Here is an 18,021-nt window from a genome sequence, read left to right as displayed (position 1 = left end):
GATCGAGTTGCTGGATAAGTTTTGCGCGCGGCGTCAGTGTCCGATGGCCTCGCGCCGGGCCGCGTTGGCGAGCGTGTTGCGGGCGATCGGCTTGAGTGCGAAAAACGCCAGGGCAGCCGCGAGCACATCACATGCCGCCGCGATGTAGTAAGGCGCGACGAACGAGCCCGCGAATGCTGCCGCCACCGCCGCCGCTCCCCAGCCGGAAAAGAACGCCGCCGCTCCCTTCCCGGTGTAGACCATGCCGAAATTGGTGGAGGCGTAGCGGCTGCCGAACAGGTCCCCGGTGGTTGCCGACAACAGCGTGTTGAGTTGCCCATAGCCGAAGAAAACCAGCGGAAAGATCACCACGAAAAGTACCGGACTCCCGGCGATTTGCGTGACGGCGAAAATGCACGCGGCTTCCACCAGGAATACGATCATCATGGTGTTCTCGCGCCCGGCCTGGTCGGAGACGCTGCCCCATATGACCCGCGATATCGTGCTCGAAATCCCGTTCGCCGTGGCGGCGAAGGCGACGATCGAAATCCCGAAAATGGTCGAGTTCTCGACGTGCAGCGAGCGTGCGATCTCCGACAGATTGCCAAGTGTCATGAGGCCGCCAAGACTGATCAGAAAATGGATCACGTAGAGCAGGTAAAACTCCGGCATGCGGAGCGTCTGGCTCCAGGTGTAGTCGATCGACGTTTGCACCACGCGCGTGGTGGCCGGGTCCCAGCCGGCCGGACGCCAGGCCGCTTCCGGGGCGTGCAGATAGAGCGCTAACAGGAAGATGACGGCACCCTGCACCGCGCCCCAGAGCGCCATGGCGTTGCCCCACCCGATGGACTGAATGGTCAGCGAAATGGGGATGGGCGTGAGCGCCGAGCCGCCACCGAATCCGGCAGCCGTAATGCCGGCCGCGAGCCCTCGCTTGTCCGGAAACCAGCGAATGGCGTTGCCGACAACAGCAACGTAGATGATGCCGCAGCCGAGACCGGCAATCAGGCCGTACCAGATATAAAGCTGGAAAACGCTGGTGGCGGTCAGCCCGCCGCCGATCCAGCCTGCCCCGACCAAAACCGAGCCCGCCAGCATCAACTGCCTTATGCCGAAACGGTCGATCAGCGCCCCGGCCAGCGGGACGGGCCACGTCTCAAACAACACGAAGATGGAAAAAATCAGCGCGATGGCAGAATAGGGAACTCCCGAGAACTGCGCCTTCATGCCGGGCGTGAACAGCGTAAAGCAGTACTGGTAGTTGGAAAGAAGGATCATCACGACGACGCCCGCGGCCAGCATCCCCCAGCGCTGGCGGTCACCCGGTGTTTGTACGGCTGGCACGACGCCGGCCTGTTCCAAGGGGAGCGCAACTTGGTCCGTAGCTTCCTCGGCCATCCCGTCCCTCACGGCTTTCTTGTTGAGACAACGTTGTCTCAGATAAAATAACCTGTCAAGCGTGGGCTTTCGCCGCAGAACCAGTTGAAGCAGAATGAACTCGTGAGCACGCCAGAACCCGAAAACGATATGCCTCAGCCGCCCGCAAACCGCCGCGGGGCGCCGACCCTGGTCGACGTCGCGCGGGCGGCCGGAGTGTCCGTAAGCACGGCAGGCCGCGTGATGCGGGACAATGGCTGGCCGGTCGATCCCACGATGCGGCAACGGGTTCGCGAAACGGCTTTGCAACTCGGCTACGTCACGAACATCCTGGCCCGGACGCTACGCGCCGGCGGCCCGGCTATGGTCGGCTTGGTGGCCGGCAACATGCTCGACCCTTATTACGGGGAGATCGCCGAGGCCGTGACACGTCACGCCGAGGCGGCACATCCGATGATGGCAATGGTGTGCAACATGCAGCGCGACCCGCTGCTTGAGCTGAAATATTGCCGCCAACTCTGGGAGCACCGCGTGGCCGGACTCATTTTGGCCGGCGGTGGCTTTGACCAGGTCACCCACCGCGACGAGCTCGCGACCATCCTGGACCAGATGGCGAGCAGCGGCGTAGTGGTGACGCTGCTCAGCCCGCGCGAACTCGATGCGCCGCAATTCTGCGTCGACAATCGGCTGGTCGGAGAGATGGCGGCGGCGGAATTGATCAAGCACGGCCATCGCCGGGTCGGCATCGCGATCGGACGCGTGCAGAACCTGGTACGCCGGCAAAGGCTGGAGGCCATGATGGCAGCGTTCGATGCTGCCGGGGTGCGCCATATCGTGCTCGAGCCTATCCTGGCGGGTGCGCCCGAAGCTGCCGTGTCTGACGCCCTGGCGAAGAACCGGGATATCACCGGTCTGGTCGCCAGCACCCACATGATCTCGATGGGTATTATCAACGAGGTGCAGCGAGTGGGACTTTCCGTGCCGGACGACATCTCCGTGGTAGCCATCGGAAACGCCAAGCTCCTGGAGTGGAGCACCCCGCGCCTGACCCACATCGATTTAAATCTGGAGGCGTGCGGTCACGCGGCGCTCGACTTCATTGCTGCCCGGGTTTCCGGGCTCGCGCAGCCACCGGAGCAAATGATCTTGCCAAGGCTGGTCCTCGGCGACTCCGTCATCGACGTCAGGGCGCTACACGGCCGCAAGGCGACGACATAAGCCCTGGAATAATTGGCTTCGCTATGCACGTATCCAGAGATAGCGTGCGTCCGGCTCCTTCTCCTGCTCAAGCCGCCTCAGCATCATATCGGGCGGTCTCAGTACTCGACGCCGAACTCGTCATACAGGCGGCGGAATACCGCCGGCAGCGTTTCCGGCAGGTCTTCGGCGATCAGGCCGGGACCGGCCTCCTGTGCCGCTTCGCCATGCATCCAGACGCCGATGCAGGCCGCCTCAAACGCCGGCGCACCCTGCGCCAGCAGCCCGGCGATCATGCCGGACAGCACATCACCGGCGCCGGCGGTGGCAAGCCAGGGCGGCGCGTTGGCGGCGATGGTCGCGCGCCCGTCCGGCGACGCCACCACGGTATCCGCTCCCTTGAGCAGGACGACAGCGCCCGAGCGTTCGGCGGCTGCCCGTACCCGTTCGAGTTTCGAGCGAAATGGATGTTTGTTGCTGATGTCGCTGAACAGCCGCGGGAATTCGCCTTCATGCGGCGTGAGAACAACCTTTGGATCGGGCGACGCCTTGATCGCCTCGAACAGCCGATCCGGCGCATCGGCGAAACTTGTCAGCGCGTCCGCGTCGAGCACGAGGTCCCGCTGCGCGGCAAGCGCCGTCAGGACAAAATCGCGCGTGCGCTCACTGACGCCGGCACCTGGTCCGATCACGCACGCATTGAAACGCTTGTCGTTCAGCAGCTCGGCAAACTCGACCACGGTGTCCGTCGGGCGAACCATCACAGCGGTCAGCGCAGCCGCATTGACAGCAAGCGCGTCGCGGGGCGTGGCCAGCGTGACGAGCCCGGCGCCGGTTCGGAGCGCGCCACGCGCCGACATCCGAGCAGCGCCGGTTGCGGTGATATCGCCGGAAACGACAACGGCATGGCCGCGGGCGTATTTGTGGCCATCGACTTGCGGCACCGGAAAGTGACTGCGCCAGAACGGCGGAACATTTTCAAACGTCTGCGGCGCAATTTCGCTGAGTACCTGCGCGTCGATCCCGATATCGGCGACACGGATGCGACCGCAATAAATCCGTCCCGGCAGCAACAAATGTGCGGGTTTGCTTCGGAAGAAGGTGACGGTTTCGGTGGCACGGACCGCGATGCCCATCACGGCGCCTGTCGTACCGTTGATGCCGCTCGGCAGATCGATCGACAGCACCGGCGCGCCGTTGGCGTTGATCGCCTCGATCATATCGTAGGGTTCGCCCTTCACCGGGCGATTGAGCCCGGCGCCGAACAATGCATCGACAATCAACGCCGGTTTGCCGATCGCCTGGGGATTGAACGGCAGCACCGGATGCTTCCATCCGCGCGCCGCGGACGCGGCATCGCCCTGCAGGCTGTCGCGCTCGCACAGCAGGATGACCGAAACCTCGCGGCCGCGCGCCGCGAGCTCCGCCGCCGCTACAAACCCGTCGCCGCCATTATTGCCGCGGCCGGCGACCACCAGGATTGGCCCCTCCTCCACGAGCTCGATCGCGGCTTGCGCAACGGCCTGGCCTGCGCTCAGCATCAGCGCGAAGCCGGGCGTACCTGCGGCAATGGCAAGCCGGTCGGCGCGCTCCATTTCAGCCGTAGTAAGAACTTCCATGCCAAATTCCCGATACAAGCGCCTCATCCTGAGGCATTTCTGAGCTTGCGCGTTGTCCAACCTTGGGCGACTGCATACCGGTTGAGCTGATTGCCTATTTGATAGGCCGCCGATATTGTGGCCGCTCTGCCCGAACTCCAAAGAATGCCCATTAAAAGTCTGATAACACGTCTAAATCAGGCGTCTTAACAACTTGGCATAGACCCTGCTTTTGAGGAAGCCAACTCTGGCAAGGAAGCCAACCCTGGAAGCCCGCTCCAAATCGTCCGGTTCGCCGGCGATCAATGCCTGCGGGTTGCGTACCAGGACAACCCCATCAAACAACCCCGCACGTCAGGCGCGACGTCGACAGACCTGCACTCTGAATTATCGAAATGCCCGGGAGGCCGTTCAGTGAAAAAAATAGAAGCCATCATCAAGCCATTCAAGCTCGACGAGGTTAAGGAAGCGCTCCAGGAAGTCGGACTGCAGGGCATTACCGTCACCGAAGCCAAGGGTTTCGGACGGCAAAAGGGTCATGCCGAGCTCTATCGTGGCGCCGAATACATCGTGGACTTCCTGCCCAAGGTTAAGATCGAGATCGTGATCTCCGACGATTTGGTCGAAAAGGCCATCGACGCGATCAGGCGCGCGGCCCAGACCGGCCGCATCGGCGATGGCAAAATCTTCGTCTCCAACATCGAGGAAGCAATCCGGATCAGGACCGGAGAATCCGGGCTGGACGCTATCTGAGCCGGGTGCTATCCCGCCTTTCGCGACTAAAAAACAACAACAAGGCTGCTCCGGCGGCCTGATTTCGTTCGCGATATCTCACCATCGCTTGGGAAACCGACCCGCAGACATAAGGGGTATTCATGAAGACCGCCAAAGACGTCCTGAAATCGATCAAGGACAACGACGTGAAGTACGTCGACCTGCGCTTCACCGATCCGCGCGGCAAGTGGCAGCACGTGACCTTCGACGTCGGCATGATCGACGAAGACGCGTTCGCCGAGGGCTTGATGTTCGACGGCTCGTCGATCGCGGGCTGGAAGGCGATCAACGAATCCGACATGTGCCTGATGCCAGATCCCGTCACCGCGACGATCGATCCGTTCTTCGCAGAGACGACCATGGTCGTCACCTGCGACGTGCTGGAACCGACCACCGGCGAGCCGTACAATCGCGATCCACGCGGCATGGCCAAGAAGGCCGAAGCCATGGTCAAGTCGATGGGTGTCGGCGACACCGTTTTCTTTGGACCGGAAGCGGAATTCTTCGTTTTCGACGACGTTCGCTTCTCCGCCGAGCCCTACAACACCGGCTTCAAGCTCGACTCCTCGGAATTGCCGACCAACTCGGCCACCGAATATGAAGGCGGCAACCTCGGCCACCGTATCCGCACCAAGGGCGGCTACTTCCCGGTCCCGCCGCAAGACTCCGTACAGGACATGCGTTCCGAAATGCTCGGCGCCATGGCCAAGATGGGCGTCAAGGTCGAGAAGCACCACCATGAGGTCGCCTCGGCCCAGCACGAACTCGGCATGAAGTTCGACACGCTGACGCTGATGGCCGACCAGATGCAGATCTACAAATACTGCATTCATCAGGTCGCGCATATCTACGGCAAGACGGCCACCTTCATGCCGAAGCCGGTCTATGGCGACAACGGCTCGGGCATGCACTGCCACCAGTCGATCTGGAAGGACGGCAAGCCGGTATTCGCCGGCAACAAATACGCCGACCTCTCGGAAACCTGCCTCTCCTATATCGCCGGCATCATCAAGCACGCCAAGGCGATCAACGCTTTCACCAACCCCTCGACCAACTCCTACAAGCGTCTGGTTCCGGGTTATGAAGCCCCCGTGCTGCTCGCCTACTCCGCGCGCAACCGCTCGGCCTCCTGCCGCATCCCCTACACCTCCAACCCGAAGGCCAAGCGCGTCGAGGTTCGTTTCCCCGATCCGATGGCCAACCCCTATCTCGGCTTTGCGGCGATGCTGATGGCCGGCCTCGACGGCATCAAGAACAAGCTCGATCCGGGCCCCGCGATGGACAAGGACCTCTACGACCTGCCGAAGGAAGAGCTGAAGGCGATCCCGACGGTATGTGGCTCGCTCCGCGAAGCGCTTGAGAATCTCGACAAGGACCGTGCGTTCCTCAAGCACGGCGGCGTGTTCGACGACGACTTCATCGACAGCTATATCGAGCTGAAGATGACCGAAGTCGCGCGCTTCGAAATGACGCCGCACCCGGTCGAATTCGACATGTATTACTCGCTGTGATTTTATTCGCGGGTAACTCCCGCGAATATCACGCTTAAAAATGCAAAAGGCGCTCTGAACGGAGCGCCTTTTATTTTGCAGCCAGTCTCCTTCCGGAGACACCCGGCGGGCCGACGTTCTCGACGCCGCGTTCATTCACAACATCAACATTTTAACCGCATCGGGCAGCCCCAATGATTTGGTTGGGCGGCTAGCCACCGCCTTCTCATGATGCAGTGCATGATTGCGGGTACCCGGATGAAGACTACAATGACGTGAGGGCCGCGCGATTGAACGACGCGGCCTAACTCTCCGGGAGGTCGCAGATGGCAAAATGGATTCGTTTTGAGCAGGCTGGGAAGACGGGCTTCGGTACGCTGGAAGGCGATACCATCGCGGTCCATACCGGCGACCTGTTCGCCGGCGCAAAGCCGAGTGGCGAAACGCTGAAACTCTCCGGCGTTCAGATTTTGACGCCGTGCGAGCCGTCGAAGATGATCTGTCTGTGGAATAATTTCCACCAGCTCGCGGCCAAGAACGATTTCAAGCAGCCCAAGGAGCCACTGTGGTTTCTGAAAGCACCGAACGCCTATTGGCCAGCGAACCGGCCGATCGCGCGTCCGGCTACCTATGCCGGGAAAATCATCTACGAGGGCGAACTCGGTGTCGTCATCGGCAAGAAATGCTTCAACATCTCGGAGGCCGAAGCCGGCGATTATATCTTCGGCTATACCTGCGTGAACGACGTCACCGCGGTTGATCTGTTACGCAAGGACAAGTCGTTCGAGCAATGGGCGCGTTCGAAGAGCTTCGATACATTCGGCGTTTTCGGTCCTGTCATTGCGACCGGCCTCGATCCGATGAAGCTGTCGATCAAGACCATCCTCAACGGCAAGGAGCGGCAGAACTATCCGGTCGCCGACATGTTTTTCCCGCCGCACAAGCTGGTCGCGGCCATCTCCAAGGACGTCACGCTGATGCCGGGCGACGTCATCGCCTGCGGCACCTCGCTCGGCGCCGGCACGATGGGAGATGCCCATAACGTCGTCGACATCGTGATCGACGGCGTCGGCAGCCTTAGCAATGTCTTCGACCAGGTGTTGCCAAGTCCGTATCTGTTGGGGGCGCCGCCCAAACCGAAAAAGATCTGCGTGGTCGGCGCCGGCGCCATCGGCGGATTGCTGGCGGCCAAATTCGCGCTCGCGGGCGAGAATGTCACCGTGATCGATCAGGGCGCGCATCTCGCCGCGATCCAGAAGAGCGGACTAAAACTCGAATGGCACGACGGCAAGGTCCAGACCGCCAGGATGAAAGCCGTCAGCAAGCCGTCCGAGGCCGGAAAGCAGGATATCGTCGTGCTGGCGGTGAAGGCGCATTTCCTCGACCAGGTCGTGCGGGACATCGATTCGATGCTCGGTCCGGATACCGTGGTGTTGACAGTGCAGAACGGCCTGCCGTGGTGGTACTTCCAGAAGCTCGGCGGCCAATACGACAATCACCGGCTGGAAAGTCTCGATCCTTCGGGCGTGCTCACCAAGAATATCGATCCGAACCGCATCATCGGCTGCGTGGTTTATCCGGCGGCGGCGGCAACAGCCCCGGGCGTGATCCACCATGTCGAGGGCGATCGCTTCCCGATCGGCGAGCTCGACGGCAAGGAAACCGCGCGGGTCAAGGAATTGCACGACGTCTTCATCAAGGCTGGACTAAAATCGTTGGTGCTGCCCGACATCCGCTCGGAGATCTGGCTGAAAGCATGGGGCAATCTTTCGTTCAACCCGATCTCGGCATTGACCCATGCCACGCTGGTCGACATTTGCCAGTTCGCCGAGACCCGCGAACTCGCAGCGACCATGATGAAGGAAGCGCAGGACATCGCACAGAAACTCGGCGTTACCTTCCGCGTCACCATCGAAAAACGTATCGCCGGCGCCGAAGCCGTCGGCGCACACAAGACATCGATGTTGCAGGACGTGGAAGCCGGCCGTTCGCTCGAAACCGAGGCGTTGATTGGTTCGATCCTGGAAATGGCCAAACTGACCAACACGGCCGCGCCCGCGATCGAATCCGTCTATGCGCTGGTGAAGCTGCTCAATAAGGTGATGCTGCTGGAAGGCGGCGGCTTGAAGGTGGAGAAAGTAAATAAGGCAGCTTGAGCGGTCTAGATTTAGCGGCGCTGGCTCATCAGCAGCGCTTCGCCGAACGCCTGGAACAGCGCGCGGTTGATGGGATTGCGCTGGGGATCATACTCCGCATGCCATTGCACTCCGAGCGCGAAGCCAGGCGCGTCGGCGATCCGGATCGCCTCGATGGTGCCGTCTTCCGCAATGCCTTCGACAACGACGCGCTTGCCCGGTTCAAGAATGCCCTGCCCGTGGAGCGAATTGACGCGAATGGTCTCGCAACCCAGGATTTTTGCAAACGCTCCGCCGGGGGTGAGACTGACATCATGCCGGTCGGCAAAGACGACCGTGGGATCGGGATGAATTTCGCCATTCTCCAGCCGCGGCATCCGATGGTTCATCCGCCCGGGCAATTCACGAATTTCCGGATGCAGCGAGCCGCCAAAGGCGACGTTCATTTCCTGCAGGCCACGGCAAATACCGAACAACGGCACGCCACGGGCGACGCAAGCTTTCGATAGCGCCAGCGCTACCTCGTCGCGATGGACGTCGTAAGGTTCGTGTGCGACGCATGGCTCGGTTTGGAAGCGTGTCGGGTGAACATTGGCGCGGGCGCCGGTCAGCACGATGCCATCGACGACGTCCAGCAACGCGGCGATGTCGGTGATCTCAGGTGAACCCGCAAACATCAGCGGCAGCGCACCGGCGACCTCCGCCACGGCGCGGAGGTTTCGTTCACCGACCATCTGTGTCGCGAAGCGATTTTCGACGTGATGTGCGTTGGCGATCACGCCGACTACGGGCCGTTTCATTCCCTTGTGCTGGCTCCCCGGTCGCGAATATGCGGGCTGATAATGCCCCCCTGACCGCGCCGGATCAACAGACGGTTCCGCGCGGCCGCGATGCTATTTTCGGATAAGGACACGCCGATCGCCCCCCTCACCTTCGGATGGGCGACCCCTGGCATCATCACCGCGGAATTAACCGGCCTGTTCTACGACCGACATCGCTCGGACACCTCGAGGCCAGTTCACGGCTATCAACCTCACCCGATCAAGCAGCACGGCAAAAAGGACGCCGGCTGCACCGGCCATAAACGGTGTCACGCAATATGCGTAACGATTAAGGCCGTAGATGAGGAACGCCGGAAACGCGGCATTGATGAGCGCGAGCAGAACCATCAAGGTGCCGATAGCAACCAGATTCCGGGGTAACGGTGGCAGCCATCCTGACCGACCTACGACTTCACCGACAAGCAGCGTTGCCAGCAAAATCAGCATGGACGCCGACAACCATCGAATGGGTCCCGGCAGGTCGTCGTATTCACTCGAAATCGTCAGCCTACAGCAAAGCGGCGCCCGGTCAGGGCGAGGCAAATAGCCGTACGTCATCAATGCATCCAGCCTTGCCTGCAGTTTAGTGGCCGTAGGCAATAACCAGGACAGCTTCTTAGGCGGCGAATAATAGTTAAATATCAGGCTTCCAGGCTTAAATCCGGTCGGGCTTTTGAAAAATGGAAATGCATCACGTTTGACAAAAAACTCGTAGCCTTGGGGATCCGACGCCTTGCGGGCGATGACATTTCCATCAAACAACAGGAAGTACATTTCGCGGGCGAAATACTTGCTGAGATGACGCCAAAGCGTCGAAGGCGTTGTCAACGTTTCGATAAAGATATCGCGCACGACCTTTTCAATATCGGCGTCGCTGTCGGTCGGCCTGCGCATCAGATTTAGCGCCCCGAACGGCCATTGATACTCGCCGGTATCAACTCCCCATCCTAACGGTCCGTCAGTAGCGCGTTTTTCGTTTACAAACTGCCGGGCCTGCGCTTTCCGGTCGAGATGAACCCCGTGATCGAAATCGCCCGAATAACCGACGATGAATGCCATGACCGCAACGCTTTCACTGCCGGCTGGATGTTTTCCAACGATCCTGTTGACTGCATTCGGAGCAAGATACACGGCCGCGGCAATACCGCCGGCCAGCGCTACGACGCCGAGCCGGCGGATCCATCGGATATCCACCGACATCGCAAGCCACAGCAGAATGACGACCGCCGCCCCGACCGTCGCCGATCGACAAAGCATCGCGGCCCCAAGGCTCAATCCGATTGCTATCGCAGAGAGGAACGGTGGCCACTTCCTGAAGGCTACGCCCGACGCAATGAAGACAGGCAAGCTCATCAGGAAGACCGAAATTGTCTCCGCGCCTACCGTGTTGTCGTAGTGAATAGTCCGCCCGTAAAGCGCTGCGAGGAAAAAAGCCAGTAATGAACAGATGCGCGGAGCCCCCGCAAAGCGCACCGCCGCCGCAATCAGGATCGCCGATAGAATAGAGAGCAAATGCTGGGCTACGACAAATACCAAGATGTTTGGTGAAAACAATTTGGACAGCAAAACCAGAAACAACGCGACACCGTACGGTCGGCGGCCTGGATCGTCCACATAATGGCCTGTCAGAATCGATTGAGCCTCATCGAGATAGGCAGCGCTATCCTCATGAACAAAATGATCGGGCCAGTGCACCAGGAAAGCGAGGTGGACCAGCATCGCAAGGCCAATCGCGCCGACCCAAATGAGACTCCAGGCGATCGGATTTGCCATCCGAACGAACGCTGGCAACCGGCTATCCAGTTTGTCGAACAGGTTTCTCATTTTCAAATTCTCGTTCATGTCTCGTTATAAATCTTCCGCATCGCGCTCGTCGGCATACCCGCGGGGCGAGGGCCACCCGCACTGAGGAAGCCACCTCTCTTCACGTTGGCTTAACGCCTGAAACGGTCCAGCTGTAGCCATGCCGGTGATAAAGCTGGACGTCCGCAAAGCCACCCTCGGACAACAATGCCTCGGCTTCGGCACGCGTATAGTATTTCGCGTAGGCAGGATTGAGCTGATCGTAAATGGTCAAACGGCGAACCTCGCGCGTGAATTTCGCAAGCACCCCGCGCATGTAGGATCGCATCGGAAGAGGAAATATCCGACAGAGTCCGATGTACGTCGTCAGCGCTATTTCGAGAATATATGACAGAGCAACCAGCATCTTGTGCGGCAACAACACGGTTACTTTGCGCAACGGCAACGCCAACGACAGATATGTTTCGTTGCCTTCGTACCCGTACAGCCAGACGATGCAGCGTCCCCCTGCCCGCAGCGCCTTGAAAGCGGCTCGCACGACGGGTGCGGGATCAGGAATATGATGCAGAACGCCCATCGAAACGACGCAGTCGAGATCGAGATCCGAAGGCAATTGGTCGCCAGCCAGCGCGAGATATTCGATCTTGTCAGCCCGCGCGATCGTGTTTTCCTTCAGGACGCGCATTGCCGCCGACGGTTCAACCGCAATCACACGGCTGGCACCGACATCAAGCAGCATGTTGACAATGCGCCCGGTGCCGCTTCCAATGTCGGCTACGGTCTTGCCTTTGATGTCGTCGAGCGAAAGCAGCGGGCCAAACAAATCAGCTAGCAGCTCAGCGGAACCGTAATAGTCGGGATTTTCGCGGAAAGCCGTCCACTGCTCGCCAAAATCAGCGATCGTTTGATCCTTCAGGTTCGGCGTCGACGCTGGCTCCGGCATCACTGGCGCTCGCTCAGACGTTGTTCGGAGCTGCGAGCCCCGCTTTCCAAATCCCGAGCGTGAGAATCGGCCAGAGCGCAAAAGCATTGTCGTGCCTGCTCTCGAAATGATCCTTCCATAACGCCCGGATTGGATCCGGCTTCAAATAGGGAGCAAAGACATCGGCGTCTTTATTGAGCACACGATCGCATATCGCCTGCAGGCCACCTCGTCGCATCAGTTGAGCGATCGGAACGTTGAAGCCGCGTTTGCGGGACCATGCGGCCGATCTTGGCATTCCGAGACGCTCCGCCAGTTTGCGCAGCACATATTTCGGCGGCCCCTTCGGCGAGGGATTGAGAAGCGAGATATCCATCGCGCCGGCGAGGTCCATGACCCGCCGATCGAGGATCGGAACTCGCACTTCGAGACTATGCGCCATGCTCATCGCATCGACCTTGGCCAGCACGCTTTGCAGATGAAATCTCTGGTCGGCATTGAGCGCTCGATCAAGCAGTTTTTCGTGTGGCTCGGAATAGTATTCGGCATATTCGGAGAATGGATCGGCCAACGCCAAATCCGACATCTCGGGCCCATAAATCTTTTCTGCGAGGAACGTTGGAACGAGCCGTCGCCACTGGAGGTGAGGACGATTCCCCGGTTCGCTGAGGCCAAGGGCAAAGCGTGCAAGCTGGGCGGCCGCCGGTAGACGCTTCTCGTTACTTCCGACCGCATCATAAGCGAACCGGCCGATCATTCCCGCGACTCCTCGCGGAACGAAATGACGCGCAACTTCCGCGATCCGGGTCGCGGCATAGGTGTCGTACCCGCCGAAAAACTCGTCGCCGCCGTCGCCGGAGAGGACAACGGTGCAATGCTTTCGAACCGCACTTGCCAAATGGTAAAATCCCAGCGCGCCCGTATCCGCGCACTGTCCGTCAAAATAATACACCACCGATCGGAGCGCGGCTTCGACATCGCCACCTGTTTCGCCGTCGATGACGCTGAGCGACAATCCCGCGGAAGCGGCAATCTGCCGAGCAATATCCGTTTCATCGTGGCTTTTCTCAGTGAAACCTGCCGTGAACAATGGAGGTTTCAATCCGAGGCGCCCGAGCGTGAGCGTAATCAGCGAGCTGTCGATACCGCCGCTTTGCAGCACGGCGAGCGGAACATCGCTGACCATTTGGCTCTTGACGACGGTCTCAATCGTCGATTGCAACAGGTCAACGGCTCGCTCGAGGCCGGAGATCGTCGGCGCACGCACCGGACGCCAAAACCGCCGTTCGGCCCGGTTTTTGTTCGTAAAGCTGACGACGCTGCCGGGCGGAAGCTGTTTGACCTGTTTGAAGATGGTTTGCCGTGTTCCGGGGTGTCCTGCAGCGAGGAACGTATGCAGGGCGGCAGCATCGAGCTGCGCATCGACTTTCCCGCTTGCGAATATCCCCTTCACCTCGCTCGCGAACAGGACAAGGTTGTCATCTTCGAAATAGTAGAGCGGCTTTATTCCAATGCCATCTCTCGCCAGGATAAGGCGTTGCGCCTGCCGATCCCAAAGGCCGATCGCAAAGAAACCTTCCAGCCGCTCGAACATCGCCTCGCCCCACGCCAGATAGGCATAGGGAAGAATTTCCGTATCGCAGGTGCTACGGAACCTGAACCCGAAATCCCGCTCCAGTTCCGCGCGCAATTCCTGGTCGTTGTAGAGCTCTCCGTTATACGTAACCACAATACGCTCCGATGCATCGAGCATCGGTTGGCGGCCGGATTCGGAGAGATCGCGAATGGCCAGCCTGCGGTGAGCCAGGCCGATCGGGCCGTCCAGCCAAAACCCCTCTCCGTCCGGACCACGATGAACCAGGGCAGCCGACATTGCCGTAATCGCTGCGCGGTCAACTGCGCGGTCGTCGCGAGAGAAAAGCCCTGCGATCCCGCACATCGCGGTTAAAAACGAGTGCGGTTCATGACCGCTGATTCATGATTTGCTTGAGAAGCACGGCGAGCAGTCCCATGGCGACGACAAGAATGCTTAGCAGGATCGCGCCAACACCAAGAACAAAACCGCTTACGACCTGAAAGATGACGCCACCGGCCAGCGAGAGTACGGCCAGTGAAAGGCATATCACCGCCAGCAGAACAAAAATCTTCAACGGATTGTAATAGGTGGCGGCCTCGAGGACGTATTGGAGGGTACGCAGCGAGTCACGAAACAAGCGCACCTTGGATCGTCCAATTCGCTCACTGTAGTCGATATTGATGTAATCGACGAATTTCGCATTCATCATATAGGCAAGCGTGAGTGACGTCGTGAAGCTGAACAGGTCACTGACATGACCGAAGTAACCGGCGGCAACCTCCCGTCGGAACACGCGCAGACCGGAGTTGATATCCGGAATCTCGCGGTTGGCCGTGAATTCGACGATCATTTTCAGCACCGCGCGCAAGGGCGACTTGAGCATCGACTCGCGATAGTTGGGACCGGTTCGGGCACCAACGACCATGTCAAAACCCTGATTGAAACGCTCAACCAGCTTGGGAATTGCCTCTATCGGGTAGGAACCGTCGGCATCGCTGATAACGATCACGTCGTACTTTGCCGCGAAGATGCCGTCCTTAAGCGAACGGCCGTACCCAATATTGTGCGGGTGCCTGAGAACCTTGGCCCCCGCCTGCTCGGCAAGCTGCCCGGTGCCGTCGCTTGAGCCATCATCGATCACAATGATTTCGTAGGGCGTCAGTTGAGCGCCGCTGAGCACCGCATTGACCCGGTTGACTGTTTCAACAATCGCATTGCGCTCATTCAGCGCAGGAATCACCACTGAAATCATAGACGGCGCGCGATGCAGGTAACGGATTGGCCGAAGAAGCCACGCGAGAGCGGATCAAGCGCGCGGGAGACCGGAACGATATATTTGTCAAACAGGGCAATCTGCCCGTTAACCGCGGCGTCGTTGAGTGAATTGTGCCGCTTCAATCGATTGGCAAACCATCCCAATCCTCCGACCGGATTAAAATAATTCAATCGAAGGATCTCGACCGGCTGATCGGACAGCAAATCGTGCAAGCGTTTGGTGGTGTACCGACGGCAGTGACCCGCCAGGCGATCGAGATCGTTGTAGAGCAACATCAGCGCGGGGACACTGATCAGGAGATGTCCGCCCGGTTTCAATACATCGACGAGGTTGGCGACGGCCGTGGCATCGTCCTCGATATGCTCGAGAACATTGATGCTGAATACGGCATCCACCCCTTCGGGAAACAGCGATCGCAGTTGCTCGCGGACCAGAATGTCGCAAACGGCAAAGTTCCGGCCAAGCATCGTTTGTTTGGCACGTTCGACACTGTCGCGATCGTGGTCCAGTCCCCAATAATCCCCGAACTCACTGAGCATCTCGCTGTAGTGCCCGTGCCCAAACCCGACCTCGACGATTTGCCCCTTGAGATACGGCCGGAACTGATCGATCACCCAGTTCATGTAGTTCTGCGCGTCCGCGATTGCGCTCGAATAGGTATCCGCGCCGGTTTTGAGGCCGTCCAATGATACAGATTGCCGTGGAGGGGAGGCTCGAACCATGAAAGCTGACCTTCGTTTTCGACGTTCGAACTAACAGGGTGGCCCACGTTTCTCAAGCCAATACCACAGTGGGCTCGCCCTGAGGTTGATACCGGACATCTCGGAAGCCGTTTTGATCGCGACGGGCGCGAGACATTGCAGCGATTTCCCTCGGGATCCACGACTGTTCGGCCAGTCCGATCCTTCGGCACAGCGATCTCATTTTTCGCTGAAAGTTCCCGAAGATACTGCAAGCTACTGATATATCAATAGAAATAGGAACAATTTCCGAAATAAGCGATAATGGCGCCGTTCCGAAGCCAACAGTCCGGACAACGGCTTTGGTTCTATCCAGACCGGCGCGGAAATGACCGATGCAGATCCGGTCGCCGTTCACTTGCGCAGCTAAGGCCCGAACCGTTTGAAATCCATGGCCAAGGCTCCTGCCCGGCTTGTGTCTGCCGCATTCCCTGTAGATCGCACGGCACGACGCCGACAGCGGCGGCAAACCGGCTTGATCACCGGGTCATTTGACGAAAGAGTGCAAAAGATAAATTGAAAAGGAAGCCGCGTGACAGTTTCGACCGACGATCGTGTTCAGGCTCGCAGCGATCTGGCATGGGCGATATCCGCCGGCGGTATCGGCGTCGTCGGGTTTGCTACGCTGTTGCTGTTTGCCTGGTATTTCGCGGCGACACTGTTTCTGATCTTCGCCGGAATGCTGCTTGGTGTCGCGCTCAACGCCATGACCAATATGCTCGGCCGCGCGATCAAATTGCCGCATGCGTTGCGACTGACGATCGTTTGCCTGGTGCTCGCGGGGCTGTTGTCGGGCGCGGTCTTTCTTGGCGGCTCAACCATTGCACAGCAGGCCAAGGTGCTGAGCGATACGATCAAGTCACAGCTCGTCAACGTCAAAGCCTTCCTGGATCGAAACGGGGTCGACACCAGCTATTTCGACCTCGGCAATGCCGCGACTGCGTCTTCGGGAACAGCTCCATCGGCAACGCCCGGCGCAGCGGCGACGCATAATCTCCCAAGCCCAAGCGCGATTGCCTCCAGCGGCGGCGCGATCGTCAGCCAGACTTTCAAGCTTCTGCTCGGCACGGTGAGCGCGGTTGGAAACTTCTTCATCGTATTGTTTCTCGGTCTGACCTTCTCCGCCCAGCCAAGCGTCTACCGCAGCGGATTATTGTTCCTGACGCCGGCACGGCATCGCGCACGCGCGACCGTCATCGTCGACCGCATCGGTGAAACGCTGGAGCGCTGGCTGATCGCCCAGATCATCACCATGGCCGCGGTTTTCCTCGTCACCTGGATTGGTCTCACGCTGATCGGCATCCAGAGTTCGTTTATTCTGGGCATCCAGGCCGGGCTGCTCGCTTTCATTCCGACGGTCGGCGCGCTGCTCGCAGGCCTGATCGTCGTGCTCGCCAGCCTCGCCTCCGGGTGGGTCGCCGCGCTCAGCGCGCTCGTGCTGTTCCTCGGCGTACACGCACTGGAAAGCTACGTGCTGACGCCGATCATCCAGCGTCAGGCGCTGGACATTCCGCCGGCGACGCTGTTTGCGTTCCAGATCCTGCTCGGCGTCGTATTCGGCATCTGGGGCTTGGCGCTTGCGCTACCGCTGATGGCGATCGCGAAGGTCATGATCGACTATTTCAAGGCCGAGGAAATCGCGCCGGATATTGCGCCGGCCTGAACGCTCAGCCCGAAGTCACCACCGTCTCGGTGTGTTCGACCTCCGGGGGTGCCGCGAAATACTGCCCAACCAGGCCGCGCCACGCGGTGAAGTCTTCGGAGCCCCTGAAATCGACGGTATGATTTTCCAGCGTTTCCCATTTGGCCATCAGCCGGTAGCGTGACGGCTTCTCGATCGATTTGTGCAGTTCGAACCCCTTGCCACCCTTGGCGCGCAGGAACAGCGGGCGGGCCTTGGCGACCGCGGCTTCAAAGTCTTTCTCGGTGCCGGGCTTGACGTCGATTTGTGCGATTTCGGTGATCATGGGTTGCGGCCTCTCGTTCGCGATACGAGGTCTCTACTCCAGCCGGCGGCAAAGAAAAAGGCGCCTCGCGGCGCCCTTGCCATGCCCAATGGAACGACCGTCAATTCAGAAGCAGCACGGAGCCTGCCACAACAAGCGAACAGCCGACGAACAGGATGATCGGCCAGCGGTGGCTTATGTGGTTGTAGCGGCCCTGCGCACGCCGTTCCGATATCAGCGCGCTCTCATACTCGTCCGAGTTCGAAAACAGGCAGGCAAACCCGCCGCGCGCCGATGTCGCGGCAGCTTCGAGCGACATCATAGCGGTATCGGCGTTCTGGCTGCGGGTCCTGTCCATAACCAAGAGAATATGGACGGAATGGTAAA

The 18,021-nt window shown here is 59.7% G+C and carries 15 protein-coding genes; 5 read left to right on the top strand and 10 right to left on the bottom strand.

The genetic code is table 11. The features are described from left to right. Positions 1-33: 33 nt before the first annotated feature. Complete coding sequence (gene oxlT / locus BLV09_RS04865) at positions 34-1,377, bottom strand: oxalate/formate MFS antiporter (protein WP_146686492.1); 1,344 nt, start codon at positions 1,375-1,377, stop codon at positions 34-36. Positions 1,378-1,461: 84 nt separating this feature from the next. On the opposite strand from oxlT, the gene BLV09_RS04860 reads away from it, so the two are divergent. Beyond that, positions 1,462-2,574: a LacI family DNA-binding transcriptional regulator gene (locus tag BLV09_RS04860; RefSeq protein WP_100382156.1), complete on the top strand. Its 1,113-nt coding sequence runs from the start codon at positions 1,462-1,464 to the stop codon at positions 2,572-2,574. Between the two features lie 98 nt (positions 2,575-2,672). Here BLV09_RS04860 and BLV09_RS04855 read toward each other — a convergent pair whose 3' ends face one another. Then, positions 2,673-4,172: an NAD(P)H-hydrate dehydratase gene (locus BLV09_RS04855; RefSeq protein ID WP_100382157.1), complete on the bottom strand. Its 1,500-nt coding sequence runs from the start codon at positions 4,170-4,172 to the stop codon at positions 2,673-2,675. A 393-nt stretch (positions 4,173-4,565) separates the two neighbouring features. Between BLV09_RS04855 and BLV09_RS04850 the strand changes: the two genes are divergently transcribed. The 3 genes from BLV09_RS04850 to BLV09_RS38580 all read left to right on the top strand — a co-directional run bounded on the left by BLV09_RS04850 (position 4,566) and on the right by BLV09_RS38580 (position 8,571). Further along, positions 4,566-4,904 (top strand): P-II family nitrogen regulator, encoded by a 339-nt coding sequence (locus BLV09_RS04850; protein ID WP_074832548.1) that lies wholly within the window; start codon positions 4,566-4,568, stop codon positions 4,902-4,904. Between the two features lie 122 nt (positions 4,905-5,026). Continuing rightward, positions 5,027-6,436 (top strand): type I glutamate--ammonia ligase, encoded by a 1,410-nt coding sequence (gene glnA, locus BLV09_RS04845; protein WP_146686491.1) that lies wholly within the window; start codon positions 5,027-5,029, stop codon positions 6,434-6,436. A gap of 305 nt (positions 6,437-6,741) precedes the next feature. Then, positions 6,742-8,571, top strand: coding sequence for a 2-dehydropantoate 2-reductase (locus BLV09_RS38580; RefSeq protein ID WP_349536723.1), 1,830 nt, complete (start codon positions 6,742-6,744; stop codon positions 8,569-8,571). An 11-nt stretch (positions 8,572-8,582) separates the two neighbouring features. Here BLV09_RS38580 and BLV09_RS04835 read toward each other — a convergent pair whose 3' ends face one another. The 6 genes from BLV09_RS04835 to BLV09_RS04810 form a co-directional block, all read right to left on the bottom strand. Continuing rightward, positions 8,583-9,350: a gamma-glutamyl-gamma-aminobutyrate hydrolase family protein gene (locus BLV09_RS04835; RefSeq protein WP_146686490.1), complete on the bottom strand. Its 768-nt coding sequence runs from the start codon at positions 9,348-9,350 to the stop codon at positions 8,583-8,585. 168 nt (positions 9,351-9,518) lie between these two features. Then, positions 9,519-11,213 carry a hypothetical protein gene (locus BLV09_RS04830; protein WP_146686489.1) on the bottom strand — a complete coding sequence of 565 codons (1,695 nt, stop codon included), beginning with the start codon at positions 11,211-11,213 and terminating at the stop codon, positions 9,519-9,521. A gap of 82 nt (positions 11,214-11,295) precedes the next feature. Next, complete coding sequence (locus BLV09_RS04825) at positions 11,296-12,117, bottom strand: class I SAM-dependent methyltransferase (RefSeq protein WP_146686488.1); 822 nt, start codon at positions 12,115-12,117, stop codon at positions 11,296-11,298. 13 nt (positions 12,118-12,130) lie between these two features. Continuing rightward, positions 12,131-14,035 carry an asparagine synthase (glutamine-hydrolyzing) gene (gene asnB, locus BLV09_RS04820; RefSeq protein WP_146686487.1) on the bottom strand — a complete coding sequence of 635 codons (1,905 nt, stop codon included), beginning with the start codon at positions 14,033-14,035 and terminating at the stop codon, positions 12,131-12,133. Between the two features lie 22 nt (positions 14,036-14,057). After that, positions 14,058-14,924, bottom strand: coding sequence for a glycosyltransferase family 2 protein (locus BLV09_RS04815; protein ID WP_146686486.1), 867 nt, complete (start codon positions 14,922-14,924; stop codon positions 14,058-14,060). Beyond that, positions 14,921-15,634: a class I SAM-dependent methyltransferase gene (locus BLV09_RS04810; RefSeq protein ID WP_157809935.1), complete on the bottom strand. Its 714-nt coding sequence runs from the start codon at positions 15,632-15,634 to the stop codon at positions 14,921-14,923. Before BLV09_RS04810 ends, BLV09_RS04815 begins: the two co-directional genes overlap by 4 nt. 586 nt (positions 15,635-16,220) lie before the next feature. Here BLV09_RS04810 and BLV09_RS04805 point away from each other — a divergent pair. Continuing rightward, positions 16,221-17,351, top strand: a complete 1,131-nt coding sequence (locus BLV09_RS04805; RefSeq protein WP_146686484.1) for an AI-2E family transporter — start codon at positions 16,221-16,223, stop codon at positions 17,349-17,351. 4 nt (positions 17,352-17,355) lie between these two features. Here BLV09_RS04805 and BLV09_RS04800 read toward each other — a convergent pair whose 3' ends face one another. Both BLV09_RS04800 and BLV09_RS04795 read right to left on the bottom strand, forming a co-directional pair. Then, positions 17,356-17,655 (bottom strand): antibiotic biosynthesis monooxygenase family protein, encoded by a 300-nt coding sequence (locus BLV09_RS04800; protein ID WP_100382166.1) that lies wholly within the window; start codon positions 17,653-17,655, stop codon positions 17,356-17,358. Positions 17,656-17,755: 100 nt separating this feature from the next. Next, the gene (locus BLV09_RS04795; protein WP_100382167.1) at positions 17,756-17,992 is read right to left on the bottom strand and encodes a hypothetical protein; all 237 of its coding nucleotides are present in this window, start codon (positions 17,990-17,992) and stop codon (positions 17,756-17,758) included. Between the last annotated feature and the right edge of the window lie 29 nt (positions 17,993-18,021).

It is taken from the genome of Bradyrhizobium canariense, assembly GCF_900105125.1.
GTDB lineage: Bacteria > Pseudomonadota > Alphaproteobacteria > Rhizobiales > Xanthobacteraceae > Bradyrhizobium > Bradyrhizobium canariense_A.
Note: the sequence above shows the minus strand (reverse complement) of the source record. Positions and strands in the feature narration are given on the sequence as shown.

Coding starts and splice junctions, on each gene's coding strand:
- BLV09_RS04825 (WP_146686488.1), bottom strand. CDS start 12,117: ATGCCGGAGCCAGCGTCGACGCCGAACCTGAAGGATCAAACGATCGCT.
- BLV09_RS04835 (WP_146686490.1), bottom strand. CDS start 9,350: ATGAAACGGCCCGTAGTCGGCGTGATCGCCAACGCACATCACGTCGAA.
- asnB (WP_146686487.1), bottom strand. CDS start 14,035: ATGTGCGGGATCGCAGGGCTTTTCTCTCGCGACGACCGCGCAGTTGAC.
- glnA (WP_146686491.1), top strand. CDS start 5,027: ATGAAGACCGCCAAAGACGTCCTGAAATCGATCAAGGACAACGACGTG.
- oxlT (WP_146686492.1), bottom strand. CDS start 1,377: ATGGCCGAGGAAGCTACGGACCAAGTTGCGCTCCCCTTGGAACAGGCC.
- BLV09_RS38580 (WP_349536723.1), top strand. CDS start 6,742: ATGGCAAAATGGATTCGTTTTGAGCAGGCTGGGAAGACGGGCTTCGGT.
- BLV09_RS04830 (WP_146686489.1), bottom strand. CDS start 11,213: ATGAACGAGAATTTGAAAATGAGAAACCTGTTCGACAAACTGGATAGC.
- BLV09_RS04795 (WP_100382167.1), bottom strand. CDS start 17,992: ATGGACAGGACCCGCAGCCAGAACGCCGATACCGCTATGATGTCGCTC.
- BLV09_RS04815 (WP_146686486.1), bottom strand. CDS start 14,924: ATGATTTCAGTGGTGATTCCTGCGCTGAATGAGCGCAATGCGATTGTT.
- BLV09_RS04855 (WP_100382157.1), bottom strand. CDS start 4,172: ATGGAAGTTCTTACTACGGCTGAAATGGAGCGCGCCGACCGGCTTGCC.
- BLV09_RS04800 (WP_100382166.1), bottom strand. CDS start 17,655: ATGATCACCGAAATCGCACAAATCGACGTCAAGCCCGGCACCGAGAAA.